We start from the raw sequence: 20,288 nt of genomic DNA on the forward strand, positions 1-20,288 counted from the left end.
GATGAATATGCAAGAAACGTTAAACGTTGAAGCGCGTAAAGAAGAGACTTTGACTGCTTCAGCTTACGAAACAATCTGTAATCTTGTGTCTATTGAGCCGGTTTCAAGTGAAATCAGCATTGATAACTTCCGTGATGCTAATAACCTTGCGGAGACTGACACCAATGAACGCTTAACGGCTGCTATCAATGTCTTTTTAGACATGGCCACTAATGACAGCAAAGAAGTGTCACGTATCGACAAGTTATTACTTGATGACTACATCGCTAAAGTCGACAAAATTATTTCTGAACAGCTGGACGAAATTTTACATCATCCGCAGTTTCAAAAAGTAGAGTCAGCATGGCGTTCACTGCGTTATTTGGTGAATCGTTGTCCGAATAACTCAAACGTAAAGCTTGAGCTACTTGATGTTGATAAAGAAACGCTACGTGACGACTTCGAAGAAGCACCAGATACCACGCAGTCTGCGCTCTATAAGCAAGTGTATACGGCTGAGTATGACACACCAGGGGGCGAGCCAATTTCGACTATGGTGTCAAACTTCGAATTTGATTGTTCAGCGCCGGATGTGTCGTTATTGCAAGAAATTTCAAGGGTGTCTGCAGCAGCACATTGTCCTTTCTTAGGCAGTGTTGGTGCCAAGTTCTTCTTAAAAGATTCGCTTGAAGAAGTGTCAAAAATTCAGGATTTGGGCTCTTACATGGAGCGTGCCGAGTTTTTACGTTGGAAGAACTTCCGTGAATCAGAAGATGCACGTTACATTGGCTTAGCGTTTCCCCGCTTCTTACTGCGCTTACCATACGGTGACTTAAACCCAATTCGTCACTTTAACTATCAAGAAGACGTTAGCAGTGAGCATCACGAACGTTATCTATGGGGTAACGCGACTTTTGCGTTCGCCGCAAATATCGTCCGTAGCTTCCACCAAAATGGTTGGGCGGTAAATATTCGTGGTCCGCAATCTGGCGGTCGCGTTGAAAATCTACCTCTGCATTCTTTTGAGGCAGGTCGTGGTCAAGAAACTAAGATCCCAACGGAAGTGCTGATCTCTGAGACTAAAGAGCTTGAGTTTGCAAACCAAGGGTTTATCCCACTGAGCTACTACAAAAACAGTGACTTTGCGTGTTTCTTCTCTGCAAACAGTGCGCAAAAGCCGCAAATTTTTGAGACGCCGGAAGCCACCTCTAACTCGCGGATCAATGCAAGATTACCTTACATCTACTTAGTATCGCGTATTGCGCACTATATGAAGGTGATCCAACGTGAAAATATCGGTTCAAGCAAACCTCGTCATGAGCTAGAGCAGCAACTTAATGATTGGTTAGGTGCATTAGTTACTAAGATGAATAATCCAGACGAGTCTCTAATTGCTACGCACCCGTTAAAAGATGCCAACGTGACGGTTTCGGAGATCCCGGGTAACCCAGGTTATTACCGTGTGAATACGTATGTGGTTCCGCATTTCCAAGTGGAAGGTATCGACGTACGCCTCGCACTCGTTGGGCAAATGCCTGGCGAAAAGTGAAGGCCACCTGAAGAACCGATGAAGCGTATATAGGGCAGTGAATACTGCCCATTATTAAGGATGACATTGAACTTTAATTGTAGAGGTTCGGAAGTAGCGGCTAGGGCTTATAAGATGTTAATTGAGTTTGCATCTAAAAGTGCAAAAAGAAGAAGTTGTTAAACCGGGTTAGGTTGATAAGCGCAATAATGGAAAATAGTTACTAATAAAAAGACCAATTTTAATATGGTTGCTGGTATTAAATGGTATATTTATGAACATAAAAGCAGACCATATTATTTGGAAAGTTATCTTTTTAGTGCAGTGTTCTTTAACTGTGTTTTTAATATACGATAATCAGCTTTTTACCTCGTCTGAGATTAGCATTGCGTTTGTAGACATTGTTATCTTTGTCTTAGATAGCTTGGTTTTGGTAGCAAATTTATTGCTCATATTACAAGTTCGTGTGTTAAGTCGAAGAACATGGGGTTTGGTAGTTTTGGTGTGGTGGTTTGCAAATATATACTCGTTGTTAAACGAGTTTTACTTGGGCGGTTATACCTCATCTGAAATGTTGTTTTTTTGAAATATAATCTGGATTTTAATTTTATTTTCCTTGCCTGTAATTAAGTACGGAAGCTTTATAGGAGAACCAATTAAGCCATGAATAAACGTAAAATAATAAATGCTTACTCGTTGTACTCCAAAACAAGTGTTGTGCGATAGAAGACTGAAATATCTCAGAGAAAGAAATGATGAGGCAAAGGATTGTCATGTTTAAGCGAAAAGTATGTAGCTGGTTAATGGTACTAAGTACAGTCTTGGTGACTAACTTGTCATTAGCCAAGGGCTGTCACCGGAGCTCTTTTTTGCAAAAAAGAAATTACAAGAAGCTGCTATCTCTCATACCGCGGCGATGGAAACGTGTTTTGAGTTTACTCCACGCGTTCGCCCAAGCGAGTTAGAGATAGGCAAACTGGAAACCGAGTTAGCTGTAGAGGCAGTAAATTACCTGCATTACGTGACGCTTAATGATTGTATGCGAGACCAAGATGTCAAATTTTTAAAAGCAGTTGAGCACTACAATCAGACGGCACCAAAGGATGAAGTGATCACGGTAGACAGCTTTATGACGCATAGATGGAATGAAGAGCTTAGATCTGAGATTGAATTTCAAAAGTTACCAACGGATATGCAAGCGCATTTTTTACAACTTGAAGTATTACAAAAGCCATTCAATGCCGCAAAATTAGTGATGGAGCTGTTGGGTGAACTATAAAGCGAAACCAAAGGTTTACCACAAGCGTTAGCTAATGGATATGAGAATGAAGAAATTTTATTACTTATTGATCTTGTTATTTCCGGTTATTGTTTTTGCTAAAACGGCAACTTCGGAGCTCTTTTTTGCAAAAAAGAAATTACAAGAAGCAACTATCTCTTACACCGCGGCGATGGAAACGTGTTTTGAACATACTCCACGAGTTACGCCAAGTCAGTTAGAAATAGACAAACTTGAAACAGAATTAGTTGTAGATGCGGTATATTACCTGCATTACGTCGCACTTAATCATTGTATGAAAGACGAATATATTCGTTTCTTAAGTGCAGTTAACTACTACAACTCTTTGGTTAATCGTGATGAATGGTTAGAGGTTGATAGCTTTGTTATTTCCGCTTTGGAGGAAGAAGTACGTGGAGAATTCGAATTTAAACAGTTACCCGAAGCGGTTCAGCAGCACTTTTTGCAGCTGGATATACTAAAAACGCCATTTGATGCGGCGACGTTAGTGATGGAATTACGTGGTGACTTATAAACTGTAGTGAAAGATTGCCCCAAGTTGGCTGCCACCAACTTGGGACATGTTCCCAAATTGGCATAAAGCGTGGCGCTTTGTTTGGGGATCAAACGTGAAAAACACGCGTTTGATCAATGCCTTTAATAATTAGGAAACATCTTATCTTAAAAGGAGAAATTAAAAATGGCAATTCCAGCGTATATGTGGTTAAAGGACGACCAAGGTAACGACGTTAAAGGTTCAGTAACTGTAGCTGAGCGTGAAGGTTCAATTGAGATTTTGCATTTCGATCACGAATTGCGTATCCCAACTGATAACGACACGGGCGAGCTAACAGGTACTCGTAAGCACGAGCCTTTTGTTATCACAAAAGCTGTGGATGCTGCTACTCCGTACATGTACAAAGCGTGTTCAAACGGTCAAACATTAAAGCAACTTGAGCTTAAATGGTACCGTATTGATGACACCGGTACTGAGCGTGAGTACTTCCGCCATACGCTTGAAGACGTGAAAATCACTTCAATCACGCCAACAATGCACAACGTTAAAGATTTGGATAAAGAGCGTTATCCTCACCTTGAAACAGTGCACATGCGTTACAAGCGCATCACTTGGACGTACCTAGACGGTAACATTGAGTTCTCTGACTCATGGACTGAAGGTCGTTAATTTCGAGTGTTGGAGGCCTATTGGCCTCCTTTTCAAGCCTACACTAGTTCGCGCAATGAATAGAGAGCGTATTTTTCTATGGCCTTATTTGATTTGCTAGCTCAGCCATCACGCCAAGCCTATAGCGATAACAATTTATCGCATCTAAGCGACAGCGTATGTAAACACCTAACGCAACTGTTGAATGCGCGTAGGGGAGTGCTTGAGCACTTAGGTGATTACGGTTTACCGGATGTGGAAGATTTATATGAAGGACTTCCTTATTCGCAGCAAACACTTGCCAATGAAGTAAAAAGAACCATAGAAAAGTACGAACCAAGAATTACCAACCTCATCGTTCGACCCATCGACATAAAAGAGGAAAACTGTGTGATTCGATTTGAGATAAGAGCGCAATTAAAAACCGGCGAGATAATCAGATTGAATACTAAGTTTGCATCAGGTGGTAAAGCAAACGTCAATGCAGGAGGAGCAGACTAATGGATATGCAGCAATATTTTGATGCGCAAATGAGGCTGTTAACACAAGCAGGTAAACAATTTGCTCAGCAGTATCCTGAACACGCTGGCTTTTTAAATATTGACGCATTAAAGGATAGAGATCCTCATGTTGAGCGCTTGCTCGAAGGAGTCGCTTACTTAACGGCATTTACGCAAAAGCGATTAGATGAGACGCTACCTGAAGTGTCAGAGCAGGTTCTCAGACAGATTTGCCCAATATTACTAAACTACTATCCGTCCACGACGGTGCTAGAGTTTGCGCCAAAACTCACCATGCAAGGGCTAGTGAGTGTGCCAAAAGGCGCGAAAATCTCTTCTCATAAAAGTGACAACGCGCCTGTGGCTTGCCACTTTACGACCACCGCAGAAACGAAAGTGCTGCCGTTTGAGATCTACTCTGTGGACTATCATGAGATCCATACCGGTGCGACATTAAACCTGCACCTCAAGCGGTTAGGCCAAGGCAGTTTAGATGATTACGATCTCTCTAAATTGCGGGTGTATTTACGTGGTGACACGCCGCTTTGTGCCAGTCTTTATCAAATGATGAAGAATCCAAACTCAGCGATAGAGGTTGAGACAGGAAAACTTGGTAGTACGACGCAATATACCTTGAGCAAGTCAAAAATAGATGCCGCTTTTCATAAAGACAGCACCGGAATGCTTCCGAACAGCGAACAGAGTCATCCCGCTTATGCGTTGCTGCTTGATTACTTTAACTCTCGTGAAAAGTTCTATTTTGTTGAACTAACGGGACTGGATACACTAAATATTGATCCAGACACTAATACCATCAGCATCAAAATAGCCAGTGATATTAAATTACCGCCCGGTAACAAAGTAAACGCGGATAATATCCTGCTTAATTGCGTACCTGCGGTAAATATCTATTCTGTAGATGCCGAGCCTATCCGAGTCAGCGAAAACCAAACCGAATACCAACTGCATCCGGTGCAAAATAAGCTTGGAGAAAGTTTTTGTTATAGCGTTAAGTCGGCACAAGGCGCAAGCAGTAGCACTGGAGAAGCCATCGACTTTGTTTCTCGGTATAGCACGGTATATGAAGATAACGCCCATTTGTATTCACTGATAAGCCGTGATATTGGCGGGGTATCGCCACAGACTTACATTCAGCTTTCAATGCAAGAAGTGGGTGATATTACTACCTTATCGACTGATCTATTAGCGCATAACGCGGCGTGGCCAAGGCAAACACTGCAAGAGGGTGATATTAATGCACAAAGCGCTGATGTGCCGTCGGTGCTTAGCGTTAAGAATGTCGTAAGACCGAGCAAGTTGCTTAATTCTCCTGATCAGGCTTTACATTGGCAGCTCATTAGCTTGTTAAATATGCGTTTTTCTCAGCTTGCTGAGCCAACCCAGTTGAAAAAGCTATTGGCGTTGTTTGATTGGTCGGAGCGCTCTGAAAATCGAAACCGTATTGAGAGTATTCAAGGCGCTGAATCTAAACCTATCTCATTGCTACAAAAGGGCGTGTTTGTTAAAGGGATAGAGATCCATTTAACCCTAAACGAAAAGGGCTTTGTTTGTACGGCTGATGCATATCATTTTTGTGATGTGTTGCATCAGTTCTTTAAATTATATGCGCCAATTAACGAGTGCTTAAAAACCCGAGTTACGCTGCTGCCAAGTTACCACGAGTGGGAATGGGACGTGACGGCAGGCGACAGTTATCAGGTGTAAATGATGGAGCAGCAAAACCAACCCATTTGGGCAAAATTGCCAGAGCCGATAGCTAAATTGATGGCCACACCATGGCGTTTTAGCTTGTACAAGGCGCTAACGCTTATTGAACAGCACTGGGCCAGCAATAACGAGTTACAAAGTGGCCACAGTCATCGCGTTGAAATTGCACCGTATAAAGAACTTGGGTTTCCAGCGTCAGACGTTAGACGCTGCGAATTACAAGTAAGGCAACGAGGTAAGCTGAGGCTTGAAACGTCATTTCTCGGTTTATATGGTGTTGACGCTGCGATGCCGCACTACTTATTAGAGCAAGCCGCAGGAGATGAAGAGACAGGTGCAAGAACACGCGCATTTTTAGACCTTTTTAATCATGTACTGTATTGCCAGCTATTTCAAAGTTGGAAGAAGTCTCAGATTAATCTCGCAGGCATTGGTGCGCAGCAATTTGATCAAATAGTTGCAGCGGTATTTGAAAATAACCAGTCAGATAAGAGCAAACTAAACCTCATTAGTGCCAAACAAACCAGTGCAGCTGGGCTTGAGCAAGTATTAAAGCAAGCGCTGCAAGACGAAAGCTTAACGCTAAAAGACAATATCGTTGAGTGGGAAGATATTACCGAAGCGGGTAAGTTAGGCTCAAAACAAAGCGGTTTTTCATTGGGTGGTAATGGCGTATTGGGTAAACGCGTGTTGGTCACCGGCAATCGTATTTGCATAGAGCTTGGTCCAATGGACGAGGCTGAGGCGCAGCTATATGAGCCAGGTGGTGTAAAGGCCAAACGTTTATCACAATTATTAAATTGGCACACCTCCACCAAAATGAATTGGCAGCTGTTAGTACAGATCAATCGCCAAGCGCGCGAGGGAACTCGGTTAGGGGCTGGCAAGCTTGGGATAAGTTGTGCGATAGGTAAAGTTAACGCACGCGTAGAGAAGAAAATATATTCACAATCACAGTTTTAATGCGAACGGGAATAGCAAGGATTAAAAGATGGACGCAACAGGCATAAAGAATCTCATAGACAAACTCAATCATCACAGCGCGACAGCGTTAGAAGCCGCGGCTGGATTCGCAGCGAGTCGAAAGCATTTTGAAGTGCTACCAGAGCATTACCTATTAAAGTTAATGGAAGAGCACAATGACGGCGATGTTGCGAAGATCTTACCTTTCTTCGAAGTTGATCAAGACGCATTGTGGAATAGTGCACTCGAATTTATCAATCAACAAGATGCTGGTAACCCGAGCAAGCCGGTTTTCTCCCGTCGCCTCTATGAGTGGTTAGAAAAAGCATGGCTCAGTGCAAACATGCGCCATCAAAATGATTGGATCACAGGAGCCGCGTTGATTGACTCGTTCAAAGACATGGCGATATACAGCCCTGCATTTGGATTGGCGCGCGAGTTCGACAAGATTGATACGCACTTTTTAAAGCAGAATTTAAATAAGATCTGTAAGGGCTCGACTGAGCGCCAAGTATTCAGTAAACCAAGTACTGACAACACGGTGTCGAATAGTCGCTCACAAGGTGAAAGCGCGCTAGAAGCATTTTGTGAAGACCTCACTGAAAAAGCACGTTCTGGTGCAATTGACCCAGTCCTTGGGCGCAACGAGGAGATCCGTCTCGCAATTGATGTGTTGTGTCGTCGCCGCAAAAATAATCCAATTTTTGTCGGTGAACCCGGTGTTGGTAAAACGGCAGTGGTAGAAGGACTTGCTCAGCGCGTTGTTGAAGGGCAAGTTCCGCCAGAACTAAAAGAAGTTAAGATCTGCGTACTGGATATGGGTCTGCTACAAGCCGGAGCCGGCGTAAAAGGTGAATTTGAGCGTCGTCTTAAACAAGTCATTGATGAAGTAAAGAGTTCAGCGACGCCCGTTATCTTATTTATTGACGAAGCGCATACCTTGATTGGTGCTGGTGGCGACGCTGGCATGGGGGATGCCGCGAACCTACTAAAACCAGCGCTTGCACGTGGAGAAGTAAGAACACTTGCTGCGACGACATGGAGCGAATATAAAAAATATTTTGAGCGCGATGCTGCGCTTGAACGCCGTTTTCAATTAATTAAAGTCGATGAGCCAACCGAGCAAGCCGCAAAGCTCATGCTCACGGGTCTTAAAGATAAATACGAAAAGCACCACCAAATTCAAATCACAGACAGTGCAATTGAAGCCGCGGTTACTTTGTCTGCACGATATATCACAGGTAGACAATTACCTGACAAAGCCATTGATGTACTAGATACCGCAGCTGCTATGGTCAGAATGGGACCTGCAACGTCGCCTGTTGTGATTGATAAAGCCAAAGAGCAGATCCGTTACTATCAAAGCAGAATTGAACGCTTGGCAATTGAGTCAAAGCTTGGGATTGCAGATCAAACCTGTATTCAAAGTCTCACCGATGCGCTTACACAAGCCCAAGAGCAGCTTGCTGAGCTTGAGCAAAGCCGAGAACTGCAAATTGATGCTTATAACGCCTTGCACGGTGCGAGTGACGAAGAGAAACCTGCGATTAGACAAGCGCTCGCTGCGTTAAATCAAGATGACAATGCGATTTTCTCCGAAGTGACCAGTGATACAGTAGCGCAAGTGATCGCAAGTTGGACTGGGATCCCTGTTGGTAACATGGTGAAAGACGAGCTGGAGAACTTACTTAAGCTTGAGCAATCACTAGCGCAAAGTGTTGTGGGGCAAAATGCAGGATTGACTGCGATTGCACAAACCTTACGGGTAGCAAAAGCGGGTGTATCGGCCTCATCTGGCCCATTGGGCGTATTCTTATTAGCAGGTCCTTCAGGAGTTGGTAAAACCGAAACTGCAAAACACATAGCCGAACTACTATTTGGTGGCGAGAAGTTCTTAACCACGATAAACATGAGTGAATATCAAGAAGCACACACGGTATCACAACTCAAAGGCTCACCACCGGGCTATGTGGGTTATGGTGAAGGCGGGGTGTTAACCGAAGCTGTGCGTCAACGTCCATATTCTGTGGTGTTACTTGACGAAGTGGAAAAAGCCCACGCAGATGTCATGAATATGTTCTACCAAGTGTTTGAAATGGGTGTAATGCGTGATGGTGAAGGGCGTGAAATCGATTTTAGAAACACGGTTATCATCATGACTTCTAATTTAGGGGCTGAGCAAATCATCAATGCTTGTACACCAGAAACCGAGCAGCAAGCCATACAGCAAATGGTGGATGGGATCATTCAGCAAGGCGTACCTGAAGACGAAGAAGCACAAGACAGCAACGAAGAAGAAACACCGTTTGAGAGACCGAGCTTTCAGCAGCTAGTCAGCTTAATTAAGCCAAACTTGCTCGCGCATTTTGCACCTGCGCTTTTAGCGCGTATGCAGGTTGTGCCTTTCTTCCCGCTTGATACTGATGTGTTAAAACATATCGTGGCACTAAAGCTTGAGAAGGTCGCGGCGCGACTTCGTGACAATCACGCAATACAACTTCGCGTAGATCAAACGGCGCTAGATTATCTAGCCGATAAATGCGCTATGTCTGATAGCGGCGCACGATTGGTTAACGCAACAATTGAACAACAAATTTTACCTGGGATCGCTCGCTCAATTTTGGGCTTTATGAGCGAAGAAGATATGCCAGATCTGCTGACGCTGACACTGGATGAAAATGGTGAAATTGAAGCCGTATTCGCCGACTTAAGCTAACGGTAGATACGAGTAAGGAGACAAAAATGGAAATGTTCGCATCACTTGCCGATAAACTGCCTAAGGCAAACGAGAGTCACTTTGCAATCGAAATTGCGGGGTTGTCTGGGAGTTTATTTAAAGTATTGAGTTTTGAATCACAGAATGACAGCTTATGTAGTGACTATCGCTTTGATATTGAGGTGTTAAGTGAGGAACTAATTGAGCCTGATCTGGTGATTGGTAAGGATGTTACATTTTCCATTACGTGGGCCATGTCTGACAGAACGGTTTCGGGAATTATTACCGAATATGTTTGCCATGGTCGCAGTCATCAAGGCTACGTCTATACCTTATCTTTTCAATCACTTTTGGTGTTGCTCAAACATCAGCGATCTAATCGCGTTTTTACCGACATGCCTGCGGATGCAATTATTAAAAGTGTGTTAGACAAGGCTGGGTTCCCGTCAGGAAAATTGCAACTGAAGGGATCATCACCATCCCTTGCCATGACAGTGCAATACGACGAGAGTGATTTTGACTTTGTAACGCGTTTAATGCGCCGCTACGGTTTTGTTTACGGCAGCACAGAGTCAACGGGTAGCCAAGCCAACCTGTCGGTGTTTGGCAGCAGCAGTGATTTTTCTTCAGAGATGGAAGAGATCACCTTGCCTTATGCGTCACCTACCGGACAAGTTAGACCGAGTGAGTCTGTCTTTGCCTTTTCTAAAAAAGCGAGCCTACTAAATAGCGGCTTTAGGCTGTATGACGAAGACTATGAAAAAGCCTGCGCACTGTCTGTAAATAGTAATAAGCAAACAGAGGTTGGCGGCTTTGGTGAGGACTGTATATTTGCTGAAAACTTCATGACTGAAGGAGATGGCGATGCACTTACCAAAGTACACCAGCAAAGCATTGATTGTCAGCGTAATCTTTTTGTAATCGATACCGACTGTCGAGCGCTTCGTCCGGGCGTAGCTTTAACCATAACCGATCACCTTAATTACAGCGGTCGATACTTGGTGGTGTCTGTTGCCCACAAAGGCTGCCAAGGCGGTAGTGTTGAATACGGTTCCAAGATAAAAGGCTTAACCTATAAAAACCAAGCGACGATTATCCCAATTGATGTGCAGTTTAAAGCGCCTGTTATTAAGCGCAAAAAGGTTTTTGCATCGTTTAACGCCACGATTGAGCAAGAAGTGGATGACAAAGGGCGCTATAAAGTCAAGCTGCCATTTAACCAAGATGGTGAAGGAGAAGAGAGTAAACCGACTCGGCTTATGCAGCACTATGGTGGGCCTGGCGGGCACGGCATGCACTTTCCTTTAAACAAAGGAACTGAGGTTATGGTGGCGGGCGAAAATGGTGACTTAGACAGACCGGTTATTCTCGGTGCGCTATTTAACGATGAAGCACTAAGCCCGGTGACTGCCGAGAATGCTACTGAAAATAAATTGGTAACAAAGGCAGAAAACACCTTGTTGATGGATGACAAACAAGGCGAAGAGAAAATCCAACTGTTCACCAAAGCGCAAGAAAATATGCTCGAATTTAATGCCACAGAAGGCAGCGAATTTATCAAGCTTGAAACCAAAAAAGGTTACATCGATATTAAATCGAAAGAAGCGATGACGCTGCAATCACAAGCGAATATTGTGGCACAAGCCGACAAAGAAATAAGCATTCGCGCAGAAGATGCGGTGTATATCCAAAGTATTGAGTCCAATATTGAGGTCAATGCCAAAGAGGCAATTCAACTCACCGCAGACACCGATATTAAAATCCAGTCTGCTGACAGCAATATTCAATTTGAAGCACAACAATCTATCAATCTTGAGGCCGCGCAAGACATCAGTTACTTCAGTGTTGACGGTAACGTTGAGCTTGCGGCGCAAAATGGTAACTTCACTATCAATGCCGATAGAAACATTTCTATCGTTGGCCAAGGTAGCGGCTCAATTCAGCTCTCCCAAGGCGGCGGTAAAATAGAAATTGATGCGGCAGGTAATATTACCATTGATGCCAACAACTTGAACTTAAGCGCCAGTAATATTTCAGTGTCTGGCTCTGCAATTAGCCATAACTAAGCAGGGAGCAAAGTCTATGAAAACTAATGTCGTACAATTTCCACCATCGTTGAGTAATATCGTATGGCGTGTATCTGCCATTGATAAATTAGGCAAAGTGTTACGAGTGAAGTGTGACGAATCTAATGTAGAAATGAAGGTGAAAGGTCAATTAGACAGTGTGACACGCGTAAGTATTGACGATGAAGTGTTGCTACATAGTGTGGCAATGCCTATCGTTATTGGTCGTTTAGCTGCACCGCAGGAATTTCCGGCAGCGTCCGTGACAAATAACAACGGCACCGTGGTGTTAAATGGCGAGCAAAAAGTCTGTGTCAAAACGAAAAATGGCAGCATTGCAATTAACGGCAATGGTGAGATACAGCTTGAAGGTAAACTGCTAAACGCCGATATTGAGCAAGATCTCAGCCTCCAAGGCTGGCCAATTCGATTAAATTAAGCTGATACGGTGTGACTATGTTTTTAGCTGCAACCAAATTGGCCGTTCACCGTCAACAACTCAAGTCGCTTTGGCGTCATTATCAAAAGTTTAATGCACGTCAAGTAGTTGAGACTGGGCGTTTACATGCCCTTGAAAAACAACTAGTAAATCATGTGTATACCTTAGCTGAGACGGACGACGAGCACTGGATAAATCGCTCACAACTAGATTGTATCGCGCACGGGTCGATTGACGATGTATTTACGTTAACCCAAGAGATTGGCTCACCTCAGCTGTTGTTACTCATTAACCATCTCTTTGGCACAAGAGCACTTGAAGATCAAGCTAGTGAAATCATCACGGCGATTAACAGTGAGCCTGCGCTTGCAGAGCTGCTCATTCATAACTTGTCAGCATGGCGCATTGATTTTGGTGATGCACTCAGGCAGCGAATTTTATCAACAGATGAAAATTGGCCTACGAGCCTTATCTATTTAGCATTTAGTACGGCTAACTTGTCGCGCCACCAACTCATGGCCGCGCTTGATCATAGCAACCCTGAAATTGCCTACACGGCATTGGTAAATATGTGGCTGTGTAATACAGAGCAACTTTCAGAGCACTTAGTAAAGCGGTTTGCGATGACCGATGATGCCGCGCTAAAAGCAAAACTATTGCAGCTGGCAGGTTTACTCGATGAGCCAAAATGGGATGAACCATGCTTACTTTATTGTCAGCATAATCCAAGCTACATTGCAGAAGTATTTCCGTACTTTTCTCATACCCGTTCGTTACAAAATCTCGTTAAGTTACTCGAAGTTCCCAGTACCGCTCGTCCGGCTTACGAGGCGTGGAAACAAATCACCGCTATCGACTTGCCTGAAGAATTCGCAATAAGTGATGCTAAAACTGGCGTTAAATCTCAAAAATCGCAAAAACTACCCAGTTTTAAGCAAGCAGAATACGAACGCCAGGCTTTAATAACAGCAAATATCCAACATCAACTCGCAGGGCGTAAAGTCTCTGAGCCAGCGGCTTGGTTACAACAAGGATTGGCAGGCCTTGCTATACAGCGCAAGCTTTCAAAAATCTCCTCGCATGCACTTGGCGCTGCGCTTTTTTACATGCCGATGGCTTATCTTCAATGGCAATCAGTAAAGCAGGAGTTGAACCATGCTAGTGAATGAATCCGAGTGGCAAAGTAGCACGGTTGAGGCTTGGGATGAGGAAAAAGATCCCATCGTAGTCATCGCTGTGAAGCAGAACTTTGAATACGACGTAAAGGGTAACGTGTATCCCGATCCAACTGGAGCGCCGGTTGTACTTGCTGATGACTTTGACGGTGAAGGGCTTGAAGCCAGCCTAACCGCTGTTAGCGAAGTTCAGCCCTATAAAACCGGTTTTGAAGTATATGGTGAATTGACCTGTTTTCCACCAACCGACAAGCAAGCGCGAGTGATTGAAGTTGGGCTCAAACTCGGCTGTAACGACAGGGTCTTTGTTGATAAATTACTGCGAGTTACTGGTGAGCGTGTGTGGAAGCGCTCTCTATTCGGGCCCGTGGCGAGCGATCCACAAGTATTATCGTCCTGTGTATTAAATTACCAACTTGCCTATGGCGGCACAAGTCTGTCGGACGAAGAACAAGTTTCAACCCAAAATCCCCTTGGTCGTGGCTATAAGCTCAAAAATAAAGAAGCGAAAGGCCAGCCATTGCCGCAAGTGGAATATGCCAATCAGGTATTAAAAAAGCCGAGCCACGACACTGCGGTTGCAAGTTTTGCAGCGATCCCACCATTTTGGTCGCCAAGGAGTGACAAACTCCCAGAGGTTGACGAAGCCCGAGCCCTCGCGGGTAAGTTTCCATTTAAAGCAGCAGTCCCTGCTGCGCATTATCAAGTCGCGCCGCTAGACCAACAAACTCCAAACCCGTTTAGTGATGGCTGGTGGATTGATATGATGGGCTTGACGCCAGATTTACCTTATGGACAAAGCCTAAAGCTAACGTTGCCCAGAATCGTGCCTAGCTGTCGTTTGGTTAATGGCCCAAACGCCACGCCTATTGATATGCAGTGTGATACGCTGGTAATTGACTCGCAAACACAACAGTTTTCATTAATATGGCGAGGAAGGGTAAAAAAGAGCCAAACAGGCAGTAACAGTGTGTTCTTAGTAGAAGAGGCGCAAGCGCAAGGAGTGGCACATGCAGTTTGAATTAATCGCGCTAGAAACCCCCGCCGGTAACCATCCCAGTGCTTTATATACCGCAGTCGCAAATAACATGCGCTTTTGCACGCCAAGCAAAGCCATTGTTAGATATGATATAAGCCTCGATGCCCCATACTTGCGCGCGCAAATTGAAGAAATCTCGGTCACACGACGTAAAGACCGCTGTTTAGCTATTCTTGAATCTTTGTTAAGTCAGACAAAGCAACGGCTTGATGGCAGTGCCAACACGTGGGATGGCACCATTAATCTAGTTACTGGCAACACAAAAGCAGAAGAGCCATATATAGAAGTGTCTGATGTTAGGACGCTTTGTGACCATATTGAGCTGAACGTTGACGATATTCAGTTGCATAAAATGCTTGATATTGATTCGCTCTCGCCAAATAGTCTCTATGTAATTGTAGATAGTTGCGTTGGTTATGATGAAGCGTCAAAGCCAAACTGGGTAGGCAAGCTACAGGTTGTTGGCGGTCCTGAAGGTGTTGTATTAAGTGAAGGCGGTTGCGCACTGCTTGGTACGAGTGTTAATAAAAATGCATGCCAAACCAAAGCATACCAGGGCGACTTAGGTGAGCTATTAAAAGAGCTGCACGCAGAGATAAACGAGCCTTATATTTCGACCCGCTTACTTAGTGAGCAGTGGCAAAGAGAGTGGCTTAATGCCAGCCGGGCCCTGTACCAAGAGCATGATGAGTTAATTGAACTCAACAACACAGCAAATACCATTGGTTATATTGGCGCTGGCCATAATGCAATTGGACTTGCGGTTGCCAGCAGTTATTTACACAACCCGTTAAATAGCCATATTGAAAGAGTGTGGCTGATCACAGAGCAAGAAAAACCACAATTAATCTCAGTAACAAGGAGTGTGTTATGAGCTTTATCGCAGCAGTAAAGGGAAAAGAGCCAGATTCGATTCAGTACGATCAAGATGCCATGTCTGCTACGCTGAGAGTAGGTGGGAGTGTGTCGTGGCGACATAATAATCCTGCGTTATTGAAGCTTACTATCGCAGCGAAAAATAATGGTGCCATTGGTTGTGTAAATGGGATAGCCGTATTTCCTGATAAAGCAAGCGGTGAAAACGCATTTATAGATGAGATTGCACGCGCTAAATATGGCGATATGATGCTGGGTGAAATGATAACCGAGTTTGCCAGTGACTATATTGTTCCACCGCCCAACTGGAACGACGAAAAAAACGAGCCAATTTTACCTCATCAAGAGCCAGATACTGGCATGGACATGCACAAACCGGTTGACAATGCTCGAGCATTTTTGGATTTGGTTGAGCGCAAAATAGGATGGCAAGCTGGCACTGAGGAACAAATTGAAAAAGATGTAGATAGCGAAGCACAGCAGGTAGGCATCGTAAGCGGCCAAAACGTATTAATTAATGGTCGCACCGCAGTCCATAAAGACAGTGGTGGCATGCTAAATACCATAGATGTGTGCTGGACTAAAATTGGCAAAGTTGTTGTGCCAATTCCTTATAGCAATCTTGCTAAGTCCGGTGATGCAGCGAGCACGGCAAGCTCGGTAAAAATCAATGGCAATCCCGCAGCAAATATCAAAAGTAACTTTTCAAAAAGCACAGGTGACCAACCCGGTAAAAAGAAAGGCATTGCCAGTGGCACAATCAAAGGCAAAGCAGAGTTTATTACCAGCTCTTTTGATGTGTATATCGAAGGAAAACCTGCAGTTCGCCAAGGAGATCTTATGATCTCTAACAGTAAAAACACGTCGCCTTCTCCCCTTAACCAACCGGGCGGTGCTACCCCTAGCTCACTGTCAGTGGCAAAAAGAGATGCAAGCCCCGATAAATCAGGAAGTAAAAAGTTAAAAGTAAGCGTATCAGGTAAAGAGTATTACAAGGATGGAGTGAAACTAGGATGAGTGATTTTACAGTACCAGACTTAACGAATCTTGAAACCGCTCACAGAGAGCTGGTTTTTGAAGGGCTAGCAAACGACCAAGAGAAAGTGTCTTTGATGGTTGCTGATACTAACCCAGACCTTGGCACCACGGGATACTACAAAATACCACTTGGTACTTCTTCGGCGAATGACACTGCACAAGATGCAGAAGTGGAGTTGGTCCATATTTATCCGTTGAGAATGGGGATAGACGGAGAAGATCAGCTAAGAGAAGGATTTATCTATATTTACGTTGACGGACACTTATGGCGAGAGCTGGAAGTACTTCCAAGGGAAAATGGTGAAGGTGTCGCGTTTAAAGATGTCAATTTAGCCTTTCAAAAGGGTCATAGAGTTATTCGTGTTGCTGAATATTCTTATAAAAAAGATAACTATGGCAAAGAGTGTAGTGTAGACAATACAGAATTAGCACTTGAGATGGTTGACAAAGGTGAGCGAAAAGCCACTACAGAAGAGCTCAGTACCATCATCGTCCCAAACAAGTTGTATGGTCAACAGTGTAGTGTAGAAATTGCTTATTCAGAAACTCAATGGAGCTGGAAGCAAATTGAAGCATTTGGCGGTATGGCTGAAACGGATCCGCGTTTAAATTATGGACCAAGTGTAAAGCCCGGTCTTAACGGAGACCAAGCGACCAACAGACGTGCCAACAGAATGCAAAAACTCGATAAACTGGCAAGTTTTAAGCAGGGTTACGATAATTCGACATTACCCGATCACCTAGTTTTACCTGTTCCAGATATGTCAGGTGTGTATGTACCGGTACTAGCTGACAGTTTAGGGTTAGCCCGTGACACCAGCGCCAGGGTTGCGATATATCGCAAGGAGTTGTTAAGCCTTCCCGTAACGTCAATACAACAAGATCCTGAATTTAAAGCAGAGTCTAAGACTGAACGTTTCGAACCTAGTCCAAACCAATTGGCAAAGCATTCGTTAGCAACTGCAATTCAGAGCACTTTCTTTCACTATCCAAAAGGAATAGAAAAGAAGAAGGCGCTCGGAGTGGAAGTTGATGAAGACGCTGAGGATCTTGCACAGCAGTATCGGGAGTATATAGAAGATAGCTTCAGCACCACTGAATTTAGAGAATATCTACACACTGACAGCGCCTTTGAACTCGGTCTATTAATTAACCAATCAAAAGCGAAGCTCTTTGAGATTATGAGCGACGAGCAAAAAAACAATTCTTTTTATTACTCCATTGAAGACTATGCCTACTACGATGATATACGCCGGTGCTTACTATACGCAGTATGCTCCGATGTACTCGGCCCAATAAAGGACTTAACCATTACCCTGATCAGTCATTTTGCGGTGTCAGACGATGATTTCAAAAAGTTAGATGAATTGGATGCGAATGACGTAGGGCAAGAGTGTTGTCTAAAAGTGATGGGGACGCATCCGACTGAAAGGCTAAGATTAATTGAGCTGCTCTATCCTAAAAAGATAAAGGATGAGATGACTGCGTATGAGTGCCGTCTTAAAGGTTCAAACGACGAATTTGACACGCGCTTTGATCTTACGCTTATGCAAGATAACTTGCAGCCCATGCATGACCAAGACTCATCATTTACAGATGCGGTAATACAAGTACTCCGAAGAGCATCACAGGCGATGTGGGGATTCTTGGTGATTGGTCTCGAGGTGCCAACTGGATTAAATGCAGCCCAAGGGCAGGATATCAAATCGGTATACGGAGACCGTAAAGCCAAAGCAGAAACGCTAGCGCTTGATACAAATGCACTAAAAGATGAAAAGGTGGCACTAGAGCGCTCTATTGAAGCTAAACAAGCGGAAATTAATGCTTACATTAAAGCGCGTAACCAAATTTTAAATGCGGCTGTTGCAGGAGGGATGAATCCTGACTCAGTAGTGGCACAGCTAGACTTACAAATAAAACGCCAAGAGCAAGCATTACGTGATATCAAAAAAACTGCCTCCAATGTGCAATACCAACTAACGAATGCAAAGAGAGAGCTTAGTGCATTGTCAAGCTCTATAGAGTATGCAAAATCAGCTAGATTTGAAAACAGTGTCAGAGGGGATCTCTTTGGTCGATTTAAGCAACTAGTAGATGTTTCGACAAATGGTTTGATAAAAGAGATCAACCTATCAATTGCAGACTATTTAGATGGCAATTTACCTGATGGATTTTTACCTCTGGATTTTCAGTCAAAAGCTGAACGAGCATCTAAGCGACTGAGTGAGCTGGAAAAAGCGGTAGAGGCGTTTGCTGATAGTCATCAGAAGAATCCTGTAGCACACCCTTATGTCAGAACTGAGTTGGGTGGAGGACAGATTGTTCAGCAACAGCTAGATCATATTTTGTCTCTAGACGGTACGTTGGGTGAAATTGAAAAAACACTGGAGCGGCAAAAAATAAAAGCCGAATTTGCACAAAAACGCTTACAGCAAAAAGTACTGGTGTTGGATGCGAGTAAGGTTGAGGAGGCCATATTTGAGCGTAATGAAATGCGGACCGACTTTAAAGACAAATTAAGAAAGATCAATGAAAATACCTGGGAGCTGGATGGTCTCAAAAAAGACGTGGATGCTTTGGAGAGACTCTCAAAATTTGGCGTAAGACCTGATACTTACAATATAGCATTAAACGGGATACTGTCTTTTGTTGCTGCATTAGAGGCAGTTAATTTATTCGATACAATGAAAAATGCCAGTGCAAGTGGGCTTACAAAAGCCTCAGCAATTCTTGATTTTACCGATATTATGATCAACATCGGTGCGAATGTGGTAGAAAAAAAGGCTGGGTTACCAACTCCCAAACAAGTCAACGCCATATTGAAAAACTCAGCATCGCATGTTTCAGGTATGGTCGTATTAAGAGGGGTATTGGTTTTTACAGCAAACGCGGTTTCGCTACTTGCCGCTGTCGTTAGCGCTTATGTTGCGTTTAAGGATGCGATGTTAGAAAAGGAAAGCGGAGATACTGCATTATATTATGCCAATATGACGATGATGGTGGGTTTTTTGTCACTAACCGCTTCAGCAAGTTTAGTCGCTGCAACACATTTAATTTCCGCTTTAAGTGTTGGCGCAGTCGCAACATTTGGCGCTATTGCAAGTGCGCTAGGGCTATTGGGTTTATTGATTATCTTAATTGGCGCTGGTTTGCTGCTTATTTTTCATGAGTCTGAAATTGAGGCTTGGCTAAATGCTTGTCCTTGGAGTAAAAAGCAACAACAAAAATATAAAGACGATAGCAATAAATCTTCTGCTGTAAGGGCGTCAACATGGCAGCAAAAAATGGAAAATGCGTTAACCGATTTTTATAGTATGTTGTACTCGCCTGCGATAAATATTCAAAGATTTTTAAGTGTGTTTAAGGTGCAGGTAAGCGCGCCACTAACCAATGAATTAGAAGGCTTTTCTGCTCGTTTTTATTGGTCAAAAGATGGTGATGACAAAATACACGAGATAAATCATCATCAGTTGGCCAAGCTTGGCAGTGGTTGGAAAATATATCCTAATCGAACTGGTTATTACTTTGAGTTCACTGAAGGAAGGCTCTGTGAACTATTAAACCTAGAAGTTGGTAGCTCTATTGAGTTAATCATAGAAGTAGAAAGCTACCCCAATGGTAAAGGTAAAAAAGTGATCGAGAGCGCAACTGAGTTGTACTCTTTACCAACGGTGGTGACCAAAAAAGGCGATGGTTATTTGATCAATAAAGGGGTTAGATATATCAAAGAATTATCCAGATTAAATCAAAAGTTCAGATTTCCTGAAAGGCCGCCAATAAGATAGAAGGAAACGGAG

The 20,288-nt window shown here is 43.7% G+C and carries 15 protein-coding genes; all 15 read left to right on the top strand.

Annotated elements, in window-relative coordinates; genetic code table 11:
- Position 1 precedes the first annotated feature (1 nt).
- The 15 genes from tssC (at position 2) to B1L02_RS08140 (ending at position 20,276) form a co-directional block, all read left to right on the top strand.
- The gene (gene tssC, locus B1L02_RS08065; RefSeq protein ID WP_010377056.1) at positions 2-1,528 is read left to right on the top strand and encodes a type VI secretion system contractile sheath large subunit; all 1,527 of its coding nucleotides are present in this window, start codon (positions 2-4) and stop codon (positions 1,526-1,528) included.
- A gap of 895 nt (positions 1,529-2,423) precedes the next feature.
- Positions 2,424-2,786 (top strand): hypothetical protein, encoded by a 363-nt coding sequence (locus tag B1L02_RS08075; protein ID WP_223191884.1) that lies wholly within the window; start codon positions 2,424-2,426, stop codon positions 2,784-2,786.
- Positions 2,787-2,832: 46 nt separating this feature from the next.
- Complete coding sequence (locus B1L02_RS08080; protein ID WP_223191883.1) at positions 2,833-3,321, top strand: hypothetical protein; 489 nt, start codon at positions 2,833-2,835, stop codon at positions 3,319-3,321.
- 165 nt (positions 3,322-3,486) lie between these two features.
- A complete protein-coding gene (locus B1L02_RS08085) occupies positions 3,487-3,972 on the top strand; it encodes an Hcp family type VI secretion system effector (RefSeq protein ID WP_010377064.1) in 486 nt (161 codons plus the stop codon).
- A 78-nt stretch (positions 3,973-4,050) separates the two neighbouring features.
- Positions 4,051-4,452: a type VI secretion system baseplate subunit TssE gene (gene tssE / locus B1L02_RS08090; RefSeq protein ID WP_039495807.1), complete on the top strand. Its 402-nt coding sequence runs from the start codon at positions 4,051-4,053 to the stop codon at positions 4,450-4,452.
- Entirely contained in the window at positions 4,452-6,176 is a 1,725-nt protein-coding gene (tssF, locus tag B1L02_RS08095; RefSeq protein WP_088530617.1) for a type VI secretion system baseplate subunit TssF, read from the top strand. The genes tssE and tssF overlap by 1 nt, the downstream gene beginning before the upstream one ends.
- Positions 6,177-7,142 (top strand): type VI secretion system baseplate subunit TssG, encoded by a 966-nt coding sequence (gene tssG / locus B1L02_RS08100; protein WP_223191882.1) that lies wholly within the window; start codon positions 6,177-6,179, stop codon positions 7,140-7,142. It abuts the gene before it with no gap.
- A gap of 28 nt (positions 7,143-7,170) precedes the next feature.
- Positions 7,171-9,858: a type VI secretion system ATPase TssH gene (gene tssH, locus B1L02_RS08105; RefSeq protein ID WP_088530619.1), complete on the top strand. Its 2,688-nt coding sequence runs from the start codon at positions 7,171-7,173 to the stop codon at positions 9,856-9,858.
- Between the two features lie 26 nt (positions 9,859-9,884).
- The gene (locus tag B1L02_RS08110) at positions 9,885-11,924 is read left to right on the top strand and encodes a type VI secretion system Vgr family protein (protein ID WP_088530620.1); all 2,040 of its coding nucleotides are present in this window, start codon (positions 9,885-9,887) and stop codon (positions 11,922-11,924) included.
- A 16-nt stretch (positions 11,925-11,940) separates the two neighbouring features.
- Positions 11,941-12,363, top strand: a complete 423-nt coding sequence (locus B1L02_RS08115; RefSeq protein WP_088530621.1) for a hypothetical protein — start codon at positions 11,941-11,943, stop codon at positions 12,361-12,363.
- Between the two features lie 17 nt (positions 12,364-12,380).
- Positions 12,381-13,532 carry a hypothetical protein gene (locus tag B1L02_RS08120; protein WP_088530622.1) on the top strand — a complete coding sequence of 384 codons (1,152 nt, stop codon included), beginning with the start codon at positions 12,381-12,383 and terminating at the stop codon, positions 13,530-13,532.
- Positions 13,519-14,559: a DUF2169 family type VI secretion system accessory protein gene (locus B1L02_RS08125; protein ID WP_223191879.1), complete on the top strand. Its 1,041-nt coding sequence runs from the start codon at positions 13,519-13,521 to the stop codon at positions 14,557-14,559. Before B1L02_RS08120 ends, B1L02_RS08125 begins: the two co-directional genes overlap by 14 nt.
- On the top strand, positions 14,549-15,451 hold the full coding sequence (locus B1L02_RS08130) for a hypothetical protein (protein ID WP_088530624.1): 903 nt from the start codon (positions 14,549-14,551) through the stop codon (positions 15,449-15,451). Before B1L02_RS08125 ends, B1L02_RS08130 begins: the two co-directional genes overlap by 11 nt.
- The gene (locus tag B1L02_RS08135) at positions 15,448-16,470 is read left to right on the top strand and encodes a DUF4150 domain-containing protein (protein ID WP_088530625.1); all 1,023 of its coding nucleotides are present in this window, start codon (positions 15,448-15,450) and stop codon (positions 16,468-16,470) included. Before B1L02_RS08130 ends, B1L02_RS08135 begins: the two co-directional genes overlap by 4 nt.
- Positions 16,467-20,276: a toxin VasX gene (locus B1L02_RS08140; RefSeq protein ID WP_088530626.1), complete on the top strand. Its 3,810-nt coding sequence runs from the start codon at positions 16,467-16,469 to the stop codon at positions 20,274-20,276. Before B1L02_RS08135 ends, B1L02_RS08140 begins: the two co-directional genes overlap by 4 nt.
- Positions 20,277-20,288: the final 12 nt, after the last annotated feature.

Source organism: Pseudoalteromonas piscicida, assembly GCF_002208135.1.
GTDB lineage: Bacteria > Pseudomonadota > Gammaproteobacteria > Enterobacterales > Alteromonadaceae > Pseudoalteromonas > Pseudoalteromonas piscicida_A.

Coding starts and splice junctions, on each gene's coding strand:
- tssF (WP_088530617.1), top strand. CDS start 4,452: ATGGATATGCAGCAATATTTTGATGCGCAAATGAGGCTGTTAACACAA.
- B1L02_RS08115 (WP_088530621.1), top strand. CDS start 11,941: ATGAAAACTAATGTCGTACAATTTCCACCATCGTTGAGTAATATCGTA.
- B1L02_RS08120 (WP_088530622.1), top strand. CDS start 12,381: ATGTTTTTAGCTGCAACCAAATTGGCCGTTCACCGTCAACAACTCAAG.
- B1L02_RS08130 (WP_088530624.1), top strand. CDS start 14,549: ATGCAGTTTGAATTAATCGCGCTAGAAACCCCCGCCGGTAACCATCCC.
- B1L02_RS08075 (WP_223191884.1), top strand. CDS start 2,424: ATGGAAACGTGTTTTGAGTTTACTCCACGCGTTCGCCCAAGCGAGTTA.
- B1L02_RS08110 (WP_088530620.1), top strand. CDS start 9,885: ATGGAAATGTTCGCATCACTTGCCGATAAACTGCCTAAGGCAAACGAG.
- B1L02_RS08085 (WP_010377064.1), top strand. CDS start 3,487: ATGGCAATTCCAGCGTATATGTGGTTAAAGGACGACCAAGGTAACGAC.
- tssG (WP_223191882.1), top strand. CDS start 6,177: ATGATGGAGCAGCAAAACCAACCCATTTGGGCAAAATTGCCAGAGCCG.
- tssH (WP_088530619.1), top strand. CDS start 7,171: ATGGACGCAACAGGCATAAAGAATCTCATAGACAAACTCAATCATCAC.
- B1L02_RS08080 (WP_223191883.1), top strand. CDS start 2,833: ATGAAGAAATTTTATTACTTATTGATCTTGTTATTTCCGGTTATTGTT.
- B1L02_RS08140 (WP_088530626.1), top strand. CDS start 16,467: ATGAGTGATTTTACAGTACCAGACTTAACGAATCTTGAAACCGCTCAC.
- B1L02_RS08125 (WP_223191879.1), top strand. CDS start 13,519: ATGCTAGTGAATGAATCCGAGTGGCAAAGTAGCACGGTTGAGGCTTGG.
- B1L02_RS08135 (WP_088530625.1), top strand. CDS start 15,448: ATGAGCTTTATCGCAGCAGTAAAGGGAAAAGAGCCAGATTCGATTCAG.
- tssE (WP_039495807.1), top strand. CDS start 4,051: ATGGCCTTATTTGATTTGCTAGCTCAGCCATCACGCCAAGCCTATAGC.
- tssC (WP_010377056.1), top strand. CDS start 2: ATGAATATGCAAGAAACGTTAAACGTTGAAGCGCGTAAAGAAGAGACT.